18 protein-coding genes are annotated in these 17,079 nt (G+C 42.6%); 17 read left to right on the forward strand and 1 reads right to left on the reverse strand.

What is annotated here, in order from left to right:
• The first annotated feature begins 69 nt into the window (after positions 1 to 69).
• The 13 genes from rpiA to I2E70_RS01710 all read left to right on the forward strand — a co-directional run bounded on the left by rpiA (position 70) and on the right by I2E70_RS01710 (position 11,335).
• Positions 70 to 741 carry a ribose-5-phosphate isomerase RpiA gene (rpiA, locus tag I2E70_RS01650; protein WP_195423395.1) on the forward strand — a complete coding sequence of 224 codons (672 nt, stop codon included), beginning with the start codon at positions 70 to 72 and terminating at the stop codon, positions 739 to 741.
• A gap of 248 nt (positions 742 to 989) precedes the next feature.
• Positions 990 to 2,201, forward strand: a complete 1,212-nt coding sequence (locus I2E70_RS01655) for a phosphopentomutase (RefSeq protein WP_003011617.1) — start codon at positions 990 to 992, stop codon at positions 2,199 to 2,201.
• A 1-nt stretch (position 2,202) separates the two neighbouring features.
• Positions 2,203 to 2,748 (forward strand): DUF1697 domain-containing protein, encoded by a 546-nt coding sequence (locus I2E70_RS01660; RefSeq protein WP_195423126.1) that lies wholly within the window; start codon positions 2,203 to 2,205, stop codon positions 2,746 to 2,748.
• A 12-nt stretch (positions 2,749 to 2,760) separates the two neighbouring features.
• Complete coding sequence (locus I2E70_RS01665; RefSeq protein ID WP_003007090.1) at positions 2,761 to 3,570, forward strand: purine-nucleoside phosphorylase; 810 nt, start codon at positions 2,761 to 2,763, stop codon at positions 3,568 to 3,570.
• A 4-nt stretch (positions 3,571 to 3,574) separates the two neighbouring features.
• Positions 3,575 to 4,807, forward strand: coding sequence for a chloride channel protein (locus I2E70_RS01670; protein ID WP_229060240.1), 1,233 nt, complete (start codon positions 3,575 to 3,577; stop codon positions 4,805 to 4,807).
• Positions 4,804 to 5,517 (forward strand): type 1 glutamine amidotransferase, encoded by a 714-nt coding sequence (locus tag I2E70_RS01675; protein ID WP_195423130.1) that lies wholly within the window; start codon positions 4,804 to 4,806, stop codon positions 5,515 to 5,517. Before I2E70_RS01670 ends, I2E70_RS01675 begins: the two co-directional genes overlap by 4 nt.
• Positions 5,518 to 5,870: 353 nt before the next feature.
• Entirely contained in the window at positions 5,871 to 6,581 is a 711-nt protein-coding gene (gene deoD / locus I2E70_RS01680) for a purine-nucleoside phosphorylase (RefSeq protein WP_003007097.1), read from the forward strand.
• Positions 6,581 to 7,348, forward strand: a complete 768-nt coding sequence (locus I2E70_RS01685; RefSeq protein ID WP_195423132.1) for a hypothetical protein — start codon at positions 6,581 to 6,583, stop codon at positions 7,346 to 7,348. The genes deoD and I2E70_RS01685 overlap by 1 nt, the downstream gene beginning before the upstream one ends.
• Positions 7,349 to 8,080 carry an NAD-dependent protein deacylase gene (locus I2E70_RS01690; RefSeq protein WP_195423134.1) on the forward strand — a complete coding sequence of 244 codons (732 nt, stop codon included), beginning with the start codon at positions 7,349 to 7,351 and terminating at the stop codon, positions 8,078 to 8,080.
• 124 nt (positions 8,081 to 8,204) lie between these two features.
• Positions 8,205 to 9,176, forward strand: coding sequence for a hypothetical protein (locus I2E70_RS01695; RefSeq protein WP_049485769.1), 972 nt, complete (start codon positions 8,205 to 8,207; stop codon positions 9,174 to 9,176).
• Between the two features lie 144 nt (positions 9,177 to 9,320).
• Entirely contained in the window at positions 9,321 to 10,334 is a 1,014-nt protein-coding gene (locus I2E70_RS01700) for a hypothetical protein (protein WP_049485768.1), read from the forward strand.
• Between the two features lie 54 nt (positions 10,335 to 10,388).
• Positions 10,389 to 10,715 carry a hypothetical protein gene (locus tag I2E70_RS01705; protein WP_049485767.1) on the forward strand — a complete coding sequence of 109 codons (327 nt, stop codon included), beginning with the start codon at positions 10,389 to 10,391 and terminating at the stop codon, positions 10,713 to 10,715.
• Between the two features lie 146 nt (positions 10,716 to 10,861).
• Complete coding sequence (locus tag I2E70_RS01710; RefSeq protein ID WP_049485766.1) at positions 10,862 to 11,335, forward strand: hypothetical protein; 474 nt, start codon at positions 10,862 to 10,864, stop codon at positions 11,333 to 11,335.
• A gap of 120 nt (positions 11,336 to 11,455) precedes the next feature.
• On the opposite strand, the gene I2E70_RS01715 is transcribed toward I2E70_RS01710, so the two are convergent.
• Positions 11,456 to 12,364 (reverse strand): LysR family transcriptional regulator, encoded by a 909-nt coding sequence (locus I2E70_RS01715; protein WP_195423137.1) that lies wholly within the window; start codon positions 12,362 to 12,364, stop codon positions 11,456 to 11,458.
• 243 nt (positions 12,365 to 12,607) lie between these two features.
• Between I2E70_RS01715 and I2E70_RS01720 the strand changes: the two genes are divergently transcribed.
• From I2E70_RS01720 to pyrF, 4 genes are all read left to right on the forward strand, one after another.
• Entirely contained in the window at positions 12,608 to 14,032 is a 1,425-nt protein-coding gene (locus I2E70_RS01720) for a DUF6688 domain-containing protein (protein ID WP_195423139.1), read from the forward strand.
• Between the two features lie 184 nt (positions 14,033 to 14,216).
• On the forward strand, positions 14,217 to 15,023 hold the full coding sequence (locus I2E70_RS01725; RefSeq protein WP_195423141.1) for a dihydroorotate dehydrogenase electron transfer subunit: 807 nt from the start codon (positions 14,217 to 14,219) through the stop codon (positions 15,021 to 15,023).
• Between the two features lie 9 nt (positions 15,024 to 15,032).
• Positions 15,033 to 15,971: a dihydroorotate dehydrogenase gene (locus I2E70_RS01730; RefSeq protein WP_023917981.1), complete on the forward strand. Its 939-nt coding sequence runs from the start codon at positions 15,033 to 15,035 to the stop codon at positions 15,969 to 15,971.
• A 179-nt stretch (positions 15,972 to 16,150) separates the two neighbouring features.
• Positions 16,151 to 16,843 (forward strand): orotidine-5'-phosphate decarboxylase, encoded by a 693-nt coding sequence (pyrF, locus tag I2E70_RS01735; RefSeq protein ID WP_195423143.1) that lies wholly within the window; start codon positions 16,151 to 16,153, stop codon positions 16,841 to 16,843.
• Positions 16,844 to 17,079 lie beyond the last annotated feature (236 nt).

Genomic DNA, 17,079 nt, shown 5'->3' on the forward strand with positions numbered 1-17,079 from the left:
TTTCAAATAATTAGTGAAATCTCTTTCAGAATATGCTATACTGTAAGAGAATATAAAAGGAGGTCTATGATGGTAAACCTAAAGGAACAGGTAGGAATTAAAGCGGCTGAGTTTGTCAAAGACGGCATGATTGTCGGTCTCGGTACAGGGTCAACTGCTTATTATTTTGTGGCTGAATTGGGTCGTCGCATCAAAGAAGAAGGCTTGCAGATCACAGCTGTCACAACGTCGAGTGTGACCTATGATCAGGCTGAAAGTTTAGGCATCCCGCTCAAAGCCATCGACGATGTCGAAGTGGTGGATGTGACAGTGGATGGCGCAGATGAAGTGGATCCTCAATTGAACGGGATCAAAGGTGGCGGTGGTGCTCTCCTCATGGAAAAAATCGTCGCAACCAATTCTAAAGATTGCATTTGGATCGTAGATGAATCTAAACAAGTCGCAACTCTTGGGGCTTTCAAACTTCCAGTGGAAGTAGTGCAATACGGGGCTGAAAATCTTTTCCGTCATTTTGAGCAAAAGGGTTACCATCCTGATTTCCGTCACGCGGATGATCAACGTTTTGTAACCGACCAAGGCAACTTTATCATTGACTTGGACCTCAAGGTGATCGAGGATACAGAAGCTCTGGCAAATGAACTGGATCACACCGTAGGCGTCGTAGAGCACGGTTTATTCTTGAACATGATTTCAAAAGTGATTGTAGGGACACCAGATGGTCCTGTCATCATAGAAAAATAGAGAGTGGGACAGAAATCGGTAATTCGTTAGAATTCGATTTCATCGTCCCACCTCCGCACAGTTGAGTAGGGCTGTAAAAGCTGATGAAATCAGCGTAGTAGAGCCCACTCAACCACTGCGTCTTGCTCGACAATCCAAAAACAATTGAGAGGCTAGGACTTTTGTCCCAGCCTCGGATCAAACAACGGCTCTCTTCTTATAGGGATATGGTATAATATAGCTAGTTTAATAAAGGAAAGAGGCAGTATATGTCAAAATTTAAACGCATGCACTTAGTTGTGCTGGATTCAGTTGGGATCGGTGCTGCACCAGATGCCAATAACTTTGTCAATGCAGGTGTTCCAGATGGAGCATCTGATACTTTGGGCCACATCTCTAAAACCGTCGGCTTGAATGTACCAAACATGGCCAAAATCGGTCTTGGAAATATTCCTCGTGAAGTACCATTGAAGACGGTGCCAGCTGAAAGCAACCCAACAGGCTATGCAACAAAATTGCAAGAAGTCTCTCTTGGGAAAGACACCATGACTGGTCACTGGGAAATCATGGGGCTCAACATTACAGAACCGTTTGATACCTTCTGGAATGGATTCCCAGAAGAAATTATTACAAAGATTGAAGAATTCTCAGGACGTAAGGTCATTCGTGAAGCTAACAAGCCTTATTCTGGTACAGCGGTCATCGATGACTTTGGACCACGTCAAATGGAAACTGGTGAGTTGATTATTTATACATCAGCAGACCCTGTGCTTCAAATCGCGGCTCACGAAGACATCATTCCTTTGGATGAACTCTACCGTATTTGTGAATACGCTCGTTCCATCACTTTGGAACGTCCAGCTCTTCTAGGCCGGATCATTGCTCGTCCTTATGTTGGGGAACCTGGAAACTTCACACGTACAGCCAACCGTCGTGACTTGGCTGTTTCACCATTTGCGCCAACTGTTTTGGACAAGTTGAACGAAGCGGGTATCGATACCTATGCAGTTGGTAAGATCAACGATATCTTTAACGGAGCTGGTATCAACCACGATATGGGTCACAACAAATCAAACAGCCACGGTATGGATACCTTGATTAAGACCATGGGACTTCCTGAGTTCCAAGAAGGGTTCTCATTTACCAACTTGGTAGACTTTGATGCTCTTTATGGTCACCGTCGCAATGCTCACGGCTACCGCGATTGCTTGCATGAGTTCGATGAGCGCTTGCCAGAAATCATCGCAGCCATGCGTGAAGATGACCTCTTGATGATTACGGCTGACCATGGTAACGACCCAACCTACGCTGGTACTGACCATACGCGTGAATACATCCCATTCTTGGCTTATAGCCCATCTTTCAAAGGCAATGGCGTGATTCCAGTCGGACATTTCTCTGATATCTCTGCGACAATTGCTGAGAACTTTGGTGTTGAAAAAGCCATGATCGGTGAAAGCTTCTTAGACAAATTGAACTAAGATGACACGCTTCGCTCTCCTCGTAAGAGGGATCAATGTTGGCGGGAAAAACAAGGTCGTGATGGCAGAACTTCGAGAGGAGCTTCAAACGATCGGGCTGGATGGGGTAGAGACCTACATCAATAGTGGCAATATCTTCTTTGAATCAGCTAGTCCTAAAGCAGGATTGGTAGATTTGCTGGGACATTTCTTTCGTGATCACTATCCCTTTATCCAGTCTTTTTCTCTCTTTTCAGCTGAGGACTATGCGCAAGATCTCGCTGCTCTACCAGCATGGTGGCAGGAGAATCTGGCCCGCAAGGATGTTCTCTTTTACACAGAAGGCCTCAATCAGGATGCTGTCTGGGAGTTGGTCTCCTCTTTTTCGCTCGGTGATGAAATCATCCATCGTGGAAGACTTGGGATCTACTGGGGCAAATACTCAGAAGAGACCTATACAAAGACCGCTTACCACAAACAAGTCCTCAAGATGCCGGATTACCGTCTGTTGACCATTCGCAATGCCAATACATTTGACAAAATTGGCCAATTTTTAAGGAAATCATAAAGGAGATATGCAATGACATTATTAGCAAAAATCAATGAAACAGCTGCTTTTTTGAAAGGCAAAGGAATGGAAGCACCTGAGTTTGGCTTGATCCTTGGATCAGGTCTTGGAGAACTGGCTGAAGAAATCGAAAATCCAGTCGTAGTAGACTACTCTGAAATTCCAAACTGGGGTCGTTCAACGGTTGTCGGCCATGCGGGTAAATTGGTTTATGGTGATCTTGCTGGACGCAAGGTTTTGGCCCTTCAAGGACGTTTCCACTTCTACGAAGGAAACCCACTAGAAGTAGTGACTTTCCCAGTTCGTGTCATGAAAGTTTTGGGATGTGAAGGGGTTCTTGTTACCAACGCTGCCGGTGGTATCGGCTTTGGTCCTGGTACTTTGATGGCCATCACAGACCACATCAATATGACTGGTCAAAACCCATTGATCGGTGAAAACTTGGATGACTTTGGTCCACGTTTCCCAGATATGTCAAAAGCCTACACTCCAGAATATCGTGAGACTGCTCATAAAGTAGCAGACAAATTGGGTATCAAATTGGATGATGGGGTTTATATCGGTGTGACTGGTCCAACTTATGAAACTCCAGCTGAAATCCGTGCGTTTAAGACACTTGGCGCAGATGCTGTCGGAATGTCAACCGTTCCGGAAGTCATCATTGCAGCACACTCTGGTTTGAAGGTTCTTGGTATTTCATGTATTACCAACTTTGCGGCTGGTTTCCAAGAAGAGCTCAACCACGAAGAAGTGGTAGAAGTGACAGAGCGCGTCAAAGGCGACTTCAAAGGATTGCTGAAAGCGATTCTTGCTGAACTCTAATCCAATGAAAGTACGACTCCAAAGTCTGCCCTACGGACTGAGGTTACTTCTAGCTACTTTATCCTTGGGAATAGGAACAGGTCTGGTCGGAATTGCCTGTCATTATCTACTAGAAGGAGTGCAGGGACTGGCCTTTGGCCAAGCTAGTTCCGATTTACTCCATCAATTCCAAGAAGCTGGAGGTCTCCGTAGATTTTTGATCTTGTGTGTGACTGGGTGCTTGGCAGCTGGCTTCTGGTATCTCCTGCAAAGGCGTTATCAGATCCTGTCTATTCGCCAGCAAATGGACTTACCTGGAGACAGGGAACCAGCGCCCTTAGCCCACCTCCTTCATGCAGGGATGCAGGTGGCAATTGTCGGAGCAGGTGCATCGGTCGGAAAAGAAGGAGCCCCACGTGAGATCGGGGCTCTTCTAGCTGGTCGCTTGGCGAAGGGATTCTCACTAGCTCTCAAAGAGCGAAAAGTCTTGATCGCCTGTGGGGCTGGAGCTGGTTTGGCTGCGGTCTATCAGGTCCCCTTTGCCAGTAGCTTATTTGTCTTTGAGACCTTAGGACTCGCCTACAGTTGGCAGAACTTTCTACTGGTTTTGACCAGCACTTATCTGGCCACCTGGGTTGCCCAGCCCATCGTTGGTCAGGAGGCCATTTATCACCTGTCCGCAGGCTCATGGTCGGCTAGCAGTTTCTTACAGGCTATTTTGATTGCTTTCTTGGTCACTCCCTTGGCTCTGGCCTTTGCTTTCCTCGCCAAGCGGGCTAGTCACAAACGGCGGAAAGATGGGACGATTCTTTGGGCTCTTCCTCTAGCCTTTCTAGTGCTAGGGAGCCTAGTAACCTTTTTCCCTATCTTTATGGGAAATGGCCAGGTACTAGCGCAAGCCCTTTTGTCTAGCCAGTCGATTCCTTATCTTCCACTGACTCTTGCAGTGAAGGGGCTTCTGGTTTACCTCCTCTTGCGCAATGGTGCTTATGGAGGAACTTTGACACCATCATTTTCCCTTGGGATTGGATCTGGCTATCTAGTGACCTTGCTTTTGACAGTCCTTGGGATTCATCTGGATCCTGCTCTAGGGATGTTACTAGGAGCGACCGTCTTTTTAGGGACGACCCTAGAAGCTCCTCTGACAGCCATTGCCCTGAGCCTTGGATTTACAGGCCAAACTTGGAATTTGACTATTCCGCTTGTACTTGCGGCTGGTCTGTCATACGTGATTCGAAAGAGATGGGAGAAGAAATGATGAAGGTACATTTTGTACTGCATGAAACCTTTGAAGTGCCGGGCGCTTATCTAAAATGGGCACAGGAGCGTGGCCATCAAGTGACCACGACTAAAGTCTATGAGAATGAAATCTTACCAGAGTCAGTGGATGAGATTGACTTTTTGATCGTCATGGGAGGACCTCAATCGCCAGATGAAGATCGAGAAGCTTTTCCATACTACGATCCTCAGGCAGAGATCGAGCTAATTCAAAAGGCCATGAAGGCTGATCGTTATATTGTTGGGGTCTGTCTTGGTGCCCAGCTCCTGTCTGTTGCCTATGGTGCAAAGTATGAACACAGTCCTGAGCGCGAAATTGGGGTTTATCCTGTGACCTTGACGCCTGAAGGACTGACAGATCCACATGTCGGTGAGTTTGGAAAAACTCTTGAAACTGGTCACTGGCATGGTGATATGCCCGGATTGACAGAAGATGCTGTTGTTCTTGCGACCAGTCAAGGGTGTCCACGTCAGATGATTCGCTTCAGTCCGAAACACTATGCCTTCCAAGCCCACTTGGAATTTGATCCAGAAGCAGTCGATCTCTTGATTGCTGCTGACGGTGAAGATGTTTTGGAAGAACAAAGTCAAAAATTGACCTTTGTTCAAAAACCTGAAGCCATTCGTGCTTACGATTATCGAGAAATGAATGCCAAACTCTACGCATTTTTGGATTCATTAACAAAATAAATTAAAAAGAAAGGTAGAGCATGTGTTCTGATTTGAACACGAGCGGAAAGCTCTCCTAATTACTCAATAAAAAAAGAAAGGATGGGTTTACCGTATTCGCTGAACTGAATACGGGCGGAGAACTGTGTAAAAAAGATAAACTGTCTAGCATCTGCGATGCGTCGTCAGTTTCCTATTTTTACTTTGCCTCTTTAACGCCTATTCTAAAAAATAAAAAAGAAAGGTAGAGCATGTGTTCTGATTTGAACACGAGCGGAAAGCTCGGAAAATAGATAATCTGACTGAGAAATCAGGATTTCTCGTCAGATTCCTAATTTTCAGTCGCTTTCTGGTCGCTCTTTGTATCATAAACTATGTCTATCCATATTGCTGCTAAGCAAGGTGAAATTGCTGATAAAATTCTTCTTCCTGGGGATCCTCTTCGTGCGAAATTTATTGCTGAGAATTTCCTTGAAGACGCTGTTTGCTTCAACGAAGTTCGTAACATGTTTGGTTACACAGGGACTTATAAAGGTCACCGTGTATCTGTCATGGGGACTGGAATGGGGATGCCATCCATCTCTATCTATGCGCGTGAATTGATTGTCGACTACGGCGTGAAGAAATTGATCCGTGTGGGAACGGCTGGTTCTTTGAACGAGGATGTGCATGTTCGTGAATTGGTCTTGGCACAAGCTGCCGCAACCAACTCAAATATCATCCGCAACGACTGGCCTCAATACGATTTCCCACAAATCGCTAGCTTTGATCTTTTAGACAAGGCCTACCACATTGCTAAGGACCTTGGCATGACCACTCACGTGGGTAATGTCTTGTCTTCTGATGTCTTCTATTCAAACTATGGTGAAAAGAACATCGAGCTTGGTAAATGGGGTGTGAAAGCTGTAGAAATGGAAGCAGCGGCTCTCTATTATCTTGCTGCTCAACACCATGTTGATGCGCTTGCTATCATGACTATTTCAGACAGTTTGGTCAATCCAGATGAGGATACAACTGCTGAAGAACGTCAAAATACTTTCACAGACATGATGAAAGTTGGTCTTGAGACCTTGATTGCAGACTAATGGCAAAATTCCTTCATGATGAATGGCTCTACGACCTCCAAAATTATCACTACAGCCGGGCTCTGCGCTCTATCAAGCAGCAGGAAGAAGTACCGGATTTGTTAGTGAGCTTACTGCAGTTAATGGCTGAGCGTCGAGAGCTCAATATCCAACCCGTCATGAATCAAAAGTTGAGAACCGAGTTGCTAGAAGCGACTGGTTTTCAGCTTTTTTGGCATGAAGAACCAGAAGATGAGCAGTTGGCCAATTACCTCTATGATCTCGAAGCGAAGTTGCGAAATGAGCAGATTATTGACTTTGTTCGTGCCGTTAGTCCAGCCATCTATAGGATCTTTATGCGATTGATTCAGTTGAAAATTCCTGATATTACCAACTATATTCATAACTCCAAAGAATCCAGTTATGACCGTTGGAAGTTTGAGAGCCTGCATGCGTCCGACAATCCTATCCTGCAGCAATTCCACAGCGAAAGTGTGGTCAATTCCTCCAGTTTGACGGAGTTGATTGTGCAGTTGGACTTGCCAGATAGCGTCAAAGTTGCGGCCCAACAATTGCGGGAGTTAGAAAAATCAGTTCGCAATCCCCTGGCCCACTTGATCAAGCCCTTTGATGAGGAAGAACTTCATCGGACGACTGGTTTCTCTTCTCAGGATTTTATGAAGAATTTGATTGACCTTGCAAGCTACACTGGCATTCATTATGATCAAGTTAACTTTTATTTTGATCAGGCCAATGCTGTGATGGAAGAGCTACTAAAGGAGAAGTAGATGGATAAGATTGCTCAACTACAGGAGATGATTGATCAGAGTCAACGGATCGTTTTTTTCGGTGGGGCAGGAGTTTCCACGGAGTCAAATATTCCTGATTTTCGAAGCTCAGATGGGGTCTATAGCGTTCAGGTAGGGCGGCATTTGACAGCTGAGCAATTGGTCTCACATACCATGTTTGAACGCTATCCAGAGGACTTTTTCGACTTTTATAAGAAGTACTTGCTCTACCCAGATGCCAAACCCAATGCTGCCCATCGCTATCTGGCTTGGCTTGAAGAGACCGGTAAACTCAAGGCGGTGGTGACACAAAATATTGATAGTCTCCATGAAATGGCTGGTTCTAAAAAAGTTTTGAAGCTCCATGGCAGTGCCGACCGCAATTACTGTACGGGTTGCCAGCGATTTTATGATTTGGAGGCCTTTCTAGCTTTGGAAGGCCCGGTTCCACACTGTCTGGACTGTGGCAAGGTGGTCAAACCTGATGTGACTCTTTACGAGGAACCTCTCGATATGGAGGTCTTTAGTCAAGCAGCTCAAGCCATCCAAGAGGCTGATCTCCTGATTATCGGCGGTACCTCTCTCGTGGTCTACCCAGCAGCTAGCTTGATCCAGTATTTCCAAGGGAAGAAGCTGGTTGTCATCAATAAAACCAGTATCCCACAAGACAAGCAAGCAGATCTAGTTATCGAAGGAAAAATTGGCCAAGTATTTTCACAATTAAGACAATAAAAGAACACCTGAGAGAAGTGGAAATCCACTTGTTTCAGGTGTTTTTATGTCTCCCTTTTGACTAGCGCTATAAGAATGTATCTGATTATGATATAATGAAATAGATTTTCTTAAGGAGGTGAGTATGAAGAAGTTGAGGATGAAGAGAAAATTTGTATTTCTTGCTTTAGTGAGTCTGTTTATTGGCTACATCGGTCTTCGGTATTATATTAAGCCAGATTGGTTTGATTCAGAGTATACTTATCATAAGGTCTATCAATACAAAGTTAGTAAAATAAAACCACAGAAAAAGATTATCAAAGATATTAACATCGAAATTATCCATGATAAAAATGAGCAAAGGCCTACAGATGGAAAATGGAAAGAGACCATACGAACAGATATTGATAGATATCGTAATGACCCAATATTACATGTGACTTTTACTGATAACAGTAAGGCGGATATTCCCTTAAAAACAGATTCAATTGGTCCGTCATTTAGTTGGAAAAATTTGGATGATGAATTATATAAAAAATTATCGTCTCGTTTCCCGTTAGTAGAACCCATTGATGTTGTTCAATATCATTCTTTAGAATCTGTTCTAATGCTCTATCAGGGAGATACCTTATTTCAAATTCCAGAGAAACAAACAGTGATTCAATTCCAGGTGAAAAATCCAAATAATGGTAAGCTCCAAACTTACTATCAATATGGTTCAGAACCTAAATTTAATTATTTTCGACCAGTATTCTTTTTACAAAACAAAGCACACTTATATAATGAAAAACCAGAATTTTTTAATGCTTATAACCAATCTAGTAAAAAAAATTATTGGGATAGAGATTTCGAATTTAGACATGCTAATTTATCAATTTCGCAAGGGTATCGTTACTATCGTTTATTTTATTCCGATCGATTAAGCAATCAGCCGGTTGGAATTAGCCCTACGGGACATACATTTAAAACAACGATTACAGATACCTATATTTTACCAAATGAAGATCAGGATAGCGAGGGTGAAAAAGTTACTTCAAAATCGAAAACTTACACTGATCAAACTGAATACACGTATGAAATTCTTGACAGAAAAAAACCAAAAATCATAGTAGAATAATACAAGCTGGAGTTTAGTTTATTTCAATTCTAGAGTGAAACACTTCAACATTTTTATGGATTATATTTATATTAGGACAATAGGTTAGATTGTTCGGGTTTCTTCCTTATATTATAATGTATTAAATTTTCCTAGGAGGCGTGCATGAAGAAGTTAAAAAAGAAATTGCCACTTGTTTTAGTAGCTTTAGGATTATTCTTCTTTGGACTTTATCAATATTTGAAAAATTATGTTGATCCTGGTTTATTTGATAAGGACTATCAATATACCAGAGTTTATAACTACAAAGCAGAGAAGATCGAGCCCAAAAAAGCAAAAGTAAAAGAGATCAATCTTGAATTTATTTATTATGAAAAATCAGTGGTTCCTCAAGGGTTAACTTGGTCGGAAGAAACTCGGTCTGATCTTGGCCTTTTTAATGGTGGGGATGTCATTTTACATGCCACGTTAGAAGATGGTTCAAAAATTAGAATTCCCCTAGAAAAGACGATTCGAATGGGTCCAACCTTCAGTCGTAAATTACTATATGATAAAAAATTAGAACAAGAAATGCTCCGAAGATTTCCAAATGTGATCACAGAGAAAAATAGTGGTTTCAAAATTGCCTTTTTAGCTGGAATGATGTATGTAGGGGATACTCTCTATCAAGTTCCAGAAATAGAAGCTGTTACGCGTTTTGACCTAAAGAATCCAAAAAATGGAAAGTTACAAACTTATTATGAATATGGAAATTTGCCGGAGAAAACCAATACACCTGTGTTTTTAAAAACTAAAAAAGATGTGAATCAAGCAGACATGCAATCTTTTTATGATGATTACCATAACAGTTGGAAGGGTTACTGGGACAGGGGAGCCGATACCATTTCTAAAGAATTGTCAAATACCTATCAATATAAATTTTATTACGATACTTGGTATTATTCAGATTCTTTATCTAACCTTCCCATTAATATAAATCCTACAGGATCGAAATTTAAATTAACAGTTACCCGTACACAACTGATAAAGCGTGATCAAAATGATCGGATGAAAGTACGGACTACACAAAAGATCTATACAGAAAACAATAAAGAGGAGTATGAAAAAGAAGTCCTCAACGAACTGAGAAATTATTATGATGATAGTGAAAGAGCAAGAAAAAAAATATTTCGTAAGTAAGAAACAAGAGGTTTCAATCTTGTTACTAGAGTCCATCTTTAGGAGGTGAAGAAGTTGGAAATTAAGAAGAAACATATCTACCTGGCTTTATTTGGTGTATTCATCGGTTATATTGCCCTACGTTATTATTTAAAACCTGAGTTATTTGAGCCAGGAGCGATTTATTATGATGTGTACAATTACAAAACCAGTAAAATTAAGCCACAGAAAAAGATTATCAAAGACATCAATTTCGAATTTATTCATGATGACATAGAAATGAAACCATCTAATGGACAATGGAAAGAATCTATCCGAACAGACATAGATGAATATGGTAGTCACAGAATATTACATGTGACCTTTACTGATAAAAGTAAAGCGGACATTCTTTTGATGTAGGATCAATTGGTCCTGCATTTAGCGAGAGAATTTTAGATAATGAACTTCTTACGAAACTATCTAACCGTTTTCCAAATCTAAAAAAGGTAGAACACAGGTATATTTATAGAACTGATTTAGTTTTAATGCTCTACCAAGGGGATACTTTGGTTCAAATACCAGAATATCCATATGAGATTAGATTTCAAGTTAGAAATCCAAAGAGTGGAAAACTACAAACTTACTACCAATATGGTACGGAACCAGAATTTACTTTTTTCCGCCCAGTATTCTTTCGGCAATCTGTTATGAATACAGCAGAAAGGAATCAAAGGTTTTTTGATGCTTATGATCAGTCAAAATCACACAATTATTGGGATACACGGTTTGATCATGGTGGAAATAGTTTAAATATTGGTCAAGAAAAATTTTCTGTTTATTTATTTTATTCTGATCGATTTACTAATCAACCGGTTGGAATTCGTATGACAGGAAATTCATTTAAAACTACTATAACAGATACATATATCATGAAAGACCGAAGCAAGAACATTAAAGGTTTTAGAGTTTTATCACAATCGAAAACATACACAGATAAAAATGAATACACAACTGAAATACTTAGTAAAAATGTTAACTAATTTCAGAAATTATGGATGTTGGAATGATTTTGTGAATACAAGTTGTTGACCCATATTGATTTCTAAATATAGAGATGACCATAAAAAATATCTGAGTGAAGATGAACACTCAGATATTTTTTATTTTTCAAACTTCACTTCCTCAAGCAAGTACTCGATGAATTTTTCTCCCATTTTTGAGAGGGCTGTTTTTTCATGTTTGATGTAGACCAGCTCGATCGGGTCTTCGATATCAAGGGGAATGGAGACGATGTTATTTCCGTTGAGATTGCTGTTGAGGATCCCGGTCGCAATGGTGTAGCCATCTAGACCAATCAAGAGATTAAAGAGGGTCGCACGGTCACTGACGACGATGGATTTCTTATGATGCTCTTGAGAGAGGATTTCTTCTGAGAAGTAGAAGGAGTTGTGGGTTCCTTGGTCATAGCTAAGGTATGGGAAATCTTCCAGATCTGAAAGGTGAACGATTTCCTTCTTGGCAAGAGGATTGGTCTTGCTGACAAAGATATGAGGTTGCGCAGTAAAGAGGTGGGTGGCAATCAGGTGATTATCATCCAGCATCTTAGAGAGGACATCTCGGTTGTAGCTATTCAAAAAGAGTACGCCAACTTCGCTTCGGAAATTCTTGACGTCATCGATGATCTCCCAAGTCCGCGTCTCCCGTAGGAAGAGCTCGTATTTTTCCATGTCGCTTTTCTTCAATAGTGAAACGAATGCCTCAACCACGAAGGCGTAGTGCTGTGAAGAGACGCTGAAAAGTTCACGAGAACCCACGGGATTTTTATAGCGCTCGAACAAGAGGTCAATCTGCTCCACCACCTGGCGGGCATAAGAGAGGAACTCCATCCCATCGCGGGTCAAAGTGATCCCTTTAGGATTCCGGATAAAGATTTCAATCCCCATCTCATTTTCCAAGTCCTTAACGGCATTGGAAAGGCTAGGTTGCGTGATGAAGAGTTGTTTTGCGGCCTCATTCATAGAGCCGGTTTCGACGATTTTGATAATGTATTGTAATTGTTGTATTCTCATGCTTTTATTTTAACATAAAAAAGCGCGATTTTCCCGTAAAATGTGGTCTTTCAAGGACTGTATCAGACTATAATGCAGGCTGAGGGAGGTAATAGGAAGTAGGCTAGATCAAATATTTAAAAAATAGAAGATTGGAAACAAAATCTCCATCTGGGGACTGATTTTGATGGAAAAATACAGTTTTGCCTTGCTTAAGATAAGATCTGATTGATAGAATGGTAAAAAATTGATTGAGGAGATCTTATGAAAAAACTAGTGTCCTGGTATAAGAAAAAGGATAAGGAATTGGAAACCCATTTCACATCCGGTCTGTTGCAGATCAATTTTGTGACCAATGCACTGATTCTATTAGCCTTTTACATCTATTTTGTTGTTAGTGAGTCGATCTATGCAATAAAGGATCCATTCGTCCAATTTAGTGTTTGGGAGATCATTGCCTTCACGATGGAGATCTTACCCTACGGTCTAACCATAGCCCTCTTTGTCCCCAATATTTTTGTTATCATTTATGGGATCGGTCGGTGGTCTAGCCTCCAGTACAAAGAAGCAGAGGAAGAAGCTCTCAAAGATCCAGATCTGTTTGAAGAGAGAGGGCCAAAGGAAGGAGAAGAGGCAAGAGAAGATGACGCATTCACAATTGAATCACCGAGTCCTAAGCCTATAAAAAAGAAAAAACAACAGCCTACCATTGTTCTTTGGTTTGGACTCTTTGGCTGCTTTCTAGAAGCGATTTTTATTTTCATTGTCAAGGATATGACCTTTTACGAATGGAATGAGCCCTTGATCAATTCTCAGAAACATGCCTTGATCTGGTCTAGAGCCTATCCGACCTTCTTCACACTGGCAGCTCTTACTTTACTAGCCTTGATTATCTATTCCTACCGGGATGCGAATTCACTATCGCCGTTAGCAAATATCTTCTGCATCAGTGGCATTCTAGGAGGAGTGGTTCTTCTCTTAGTTTTTGATAATCAACTGCAGGTAGCAAGTTTTCACACCTTTTTCTTATTGATCTATTCCTTCCATCTCTTGTGGGTTCGTATCAAGGAGTGGCAGCAAGATCGAACAGAGATAAGCTATGAGAATCGTCTACTTCAATGGCTCCATCGGCTCTTAAACCAGTCGCGTAACTGGCCTTGGCTAGCGGTCCTTGTCGCCCTTCCAACCCTTGCTCTTGTTGTCCTAGTACTCATGCTCTTTGGGCAGCAGCCTGATTCCATGATCAAGGCCTGGACCAATACAGCTGACTGGGCCTTCTCACAAAAGATCCCTCCTCAGAATCTCATCATTGATGAGCACTATCTCTGTACGGTTGCGGCTGGTGGGCATGAAAAAGTTGTCAAACCCCAACGGATGGGAGTCCGGCACGGTCATCCTGTTGTGGTGAATCGCCAGCTCTGTATTGCCAATGCCTTTGAGCAGGTGCTAGAAGAAAAGACGCCACGATTCCATCACTTCTTGCGTCGCAATTATGACCGCTATGGCTATCCCTTTGCCAAACATATCAAGAAGAAATGGGCTATGGACCTGATCTATTACCTGATGAAACCCTTGGAATGGCTCTTTTTACTGGTTCTTTATCTAGTTGATCGTAAGCCTGAAAATCGAATTGCCATGCAATACATCAAACCAATCCCAGAAGATTTTGATCCCCGTAAAGTTTCCTAAGTTACTGATTTTACTTGACAAGCGAGAAGGAGCGCGATATAATGAGACAAATTTAACCTTTAAGAGGTCCAGAGAGGCCTGCAAGGAAAGACGGAATAAAGATCAGCGGACGGAGTCTAGCTGATCGTTTGTGGGACCTTGCTTTTGCGAGGTCTTTTTTGCTGAAAGAAAGAAGAGGAAACCAATGGTCAGTGACAGTTGTAAAAAACGCTTTGGCAAAATCATGATGGAGGAGATGGAGCTCGTCGCTCAAGAAGAAATCGCTCCCCGCATCTATTCTATGATCTTGAAGGGGGAAATGGTGGCGCAGATGCTGCCAGGTCAATTCCTTCATATCCGCGTCCCTGATGGGGCCAAGCTCCTTCGCCGTCCGATTTCAATTTCTGAGATTGATCCTGAGACACAGACGTGTCGCTTGATCTACCGCATCGAAGGTGGGGGGACAGCAATCTTTTCCCAATTGCCAATCGGTAGCAAACTCAGCGTCATGGGGCCACAGGGAAATGGCTTTGATCTTACCAATCTCGGCCAAGGTCAGAAAGCCTTGATCATCGGTGGCGGTATCGGTGTTCCTCCTTTGGTCCAAGTGGCCAAACAACTCCATGAGCAAGGGGTAGAAGTTGAAGTGGTTGTCGGCTTTGCGACCAAAGAAGCCGTCATTTTGGAAGAAGAGCTTTCTCAGGTTGCTCATGTCACTGTAACGACAGACGATGGGACTTATGGCACTAAGGGCTATGTTTCTACGGTCATTGATCAGATGGACCAGAAGTTTGACGCTATCTATTCTTGTGGAGCACCTGGCATGCTCAAATATGTCAATACCAAATTCCATGACCATCCCCGCGCCTACATTTCCATGGAATCCCGTATGGCTTGTGGGATGGGGGCTTGCTATGCCTGTGTAGTGCATCTGGAAAATGAAAGCCAAGCAGCCAATAAGCGCGTGTGTGAAGACGGACCGGTTTTTGAAACCGGTACGATTGTGATGTAGGAGGACCTTATGACAGCAAATCGACTAGCCGTATCCTTACCCGGTTTAGACTTGAAAAACCCGATTATTCCGGCATCTGGCTGTTTTGGTTTCGGTCAGGAATATGCTAAATACTATGACTTAGACCTGCTTGGATCCATCATGATCAAGGCAACAACTGCTGAGGCTCGTTTTGGTAATCCAACGCCACGTGTCGCCGAGACGCCTGCAGGCATGCTCAATGCCATTGGGCTCCAAAATCCAGGCGTAGACGTGGTCCTAGCAGAGAAACTTCCTTGGTTGGCCCAACATTATCCAGACCTACCGATTATTGCCAATGTAGCTGGCTTCTCCAACGAAGAGTATGCGACGGTATCAGGCAAGATCTCTCAAGCGCCAAATGTCAAAGCGATTGAACTCAATATTTCTTGTCCAAATGTAGACCATGGGAACAATGGTCTCTTAATCGGGCAGGTTCCTGAGTTGGCCTATGCGGCTGTGAAAGCAGCGGTAGAAGCGTCCTCAGTCCCTGTTTATGTCAAGTTAACGCCTAGTGTGGCAGACATTTCGCAGGTCGCAAAAGCAGCAGAGGATGCAGGGGCGACCGGCTTAACCATGATCAATACCTTAGTTGGGATGCGCTTTGACCTCAAGACTGGTAAGCCCATCATTGCCAATGGAACCGGAGGCATGTCGGGTCCAGCCGTTTTCCCAGTTGCATTAAAACTCATCCGCCAGGTTGCCCAATCCACTAAACTTCCGATTATCGGAATGGGAGGTGTGGATTCAGCCGAAGCAGCCATTGAAATGATGATTGCAGGGGCTTCTGCGATTGGAGTTGGAACCGCTAATTTCACTGATCCTTATGCTTGTCCAAGCATCATCGAAGATCTGCCACAGGTCATGGATCGCTATGGTATTGACACCCTTGAGAACTTCCGAAAACATGTACGGGAAAATCTACTGTAAATCCTTGACTTTTCCTAAATATCGTACTACAATAAATAAAAACCTTTAAAGCAGTCCAGAGAGGCTCCTAAGGTCTAGACGGTGAATCATGGTAGTTGTTCCTACCTAATTTTCGTGTAACCTTGCCTCGGGCAAGGTTTTTTTGTAGACAAAATGATCAATCAAAAAAGGAGTAATCCATGCGTGAAGAACGTCCTATTATCGCCCTTGACTTCCCAGCTTTCGAGGATGTCAAAAATTTTTTAGAGCATTTTCCAGAAGACGAAAAATTATTTGTAAAAATCGGAATGGAATTTTTCTATGCAGTTGGTCCTGAAATTGTACATTACCTCAAAGGGCTTGGACACAGTATTTTCCTTGATTTAAAATTGCATGATATCCCAAATACAGTCAAATCAGCTATGTCCGTACTGGGGACTTTCGGAGTAGATATGGTGACGGTCCACGCAGCCGGTGGTGTGGAGATGATGCGCGAAGCTAAGGCAGCTCTTGGTGAAGGAGCTAAATTGGTAGCCGTGACCCAGTTGACTTCTACCAGTGAAGAAGACATGCGTGATTGCCAAAACATCCAAACAACAGTCCAAGAGTCTGTAGTTAATTATGCTTGCAAGGCCCAAGAAGCAGGCTTGGATGGTGTTGTCTGCTCAGCCCATGAAGTAGCCTTGATCAAAGATGCCACTTCGTCAGACTTTGTCTGTGTCACACCAGGGATTCGTCCTGCTGGAGCTGAAATCGGCGACCAAAAACGGGTCATGACCCCACAAGAGGCTCATAAAATTGGATCTGACTATATTGTCGTTGGACGCCCAATTATCCAAGCAGAAAACCCATGGGACGCTTACCATGAAATTAAGAGACAATGGAATAGTTAAGAACGTCTAAGAAGCTGTGCTTCAAGACGTTCTACGGGAAGCCCGATAGGGCCTTCCCTAAACTATTCACTAGATTATGAGAATAAAAAGTATCGTTTTATTCTCATAATCGTCGGAACACTAATTGCTACTAAAAGTGAAAATTTTGTAGCTCTACGGGAAGTCCTACTGGACCTTCCCTAACGCGTTCACTAACCTGTAAAGTTGTTGTTTAAATCAATGATTGATTTAATTCG

The organism is Streptococcus parasanguinis, assembly GCF_015556095.1.
In the GTDB taxonomy this organism is placed as follows: Bacteria; Bacillota; Bacilli; order Lactobacillales; family Streptococcaceae; genus Streptococcus; species Streptococcus parasanguinis_Q.